This is a genomic window from Pseudomonas floridensis, assembly GCF_002087235.1.
Taxonomy (GTDB): Bacteria; Pseudomonadota; Gammaproteobacteria; order Pseudomonadales; family Pseudomonadaceae; genus Aquipseudomonas; species Aquipseudomonas floridensis.
Window position 1 is genome coordinate 1 of record NZ_MUIO01000219.1, and the last position, 679, is coordinate 679.

1 protein-coding gene is annotated in these 679 nt (G+C 62.4%); it reads right to left on the reverse strand.

The features are described from left to right. A partial coding sequence (locus BZK31_RS28380; RefSeq protein ID WP_167378133.1) for a Glu/Leu/Phe/Val dehydrogenase dimerization domain-containing protein occupies positions 1-596 on the reverse strand: 596 nt, incomplete at its 3' end. Positions 597-679: the final 83 nt, after the last annotated feature.

Consider the following 679-nt stretch of genomic DNA (forward strand, 5'->3'; position numbering starts at 1 on the left):
TCCAGATCGCTGACCAGCAACTCGGCCCCGGCGGCATGCAGCAACCCGGCCAGCGGATAGCCGACGTGGCCCAGCCCCTGAATGGCAATCCGCAGACCTTCGAGGTTGTCGCTGCCCAGACGCGCCACGGCTGTGGCCCGAATGCCGGTCAGCATGCCCTTCGCGGTACAGATCGACGGATCGCCCTCTTCGCTGGTGCTGGTGACGTGCCGGGTGCTGCGCGCAATGCAGTCCATGTCCAGGCTGGAAGTGCCACTGTCGACGGCGGTGATGTAGCGCCCCTGAAGCGTTTCGACGAAACGCCCGAAGGCCTCGAACAGCGCCTGGCGATCGAACAGTTGCGCAGGCCGCATGATGACCGCCTTACCGCCGCCAAAGGGCAGACCGGCAAGCGCGGATTTGTAGCTCATGCTTTTCGCCAGTTGAATGGCGTCTTCCACAGCGCTCTCTTCGTCCGTATAGGTCAGGTAGCGACATCCGCCCAACGCCGGTCCCGATCGGCTGTTATGGATGGCGATAACGGCCTTCAATCCCGACTCCGGATCGCAGACCAGATGCAGCGCTTCGGCATGCGACTGTTGCATGAGAGCGAACATTTACCGTGCTCCCCCTTCTTATGTCAGGCGAGTATAGGCGCTGCCCCGCAAAAACAATCGACCGCTCAGGCAGATGCAAGCGG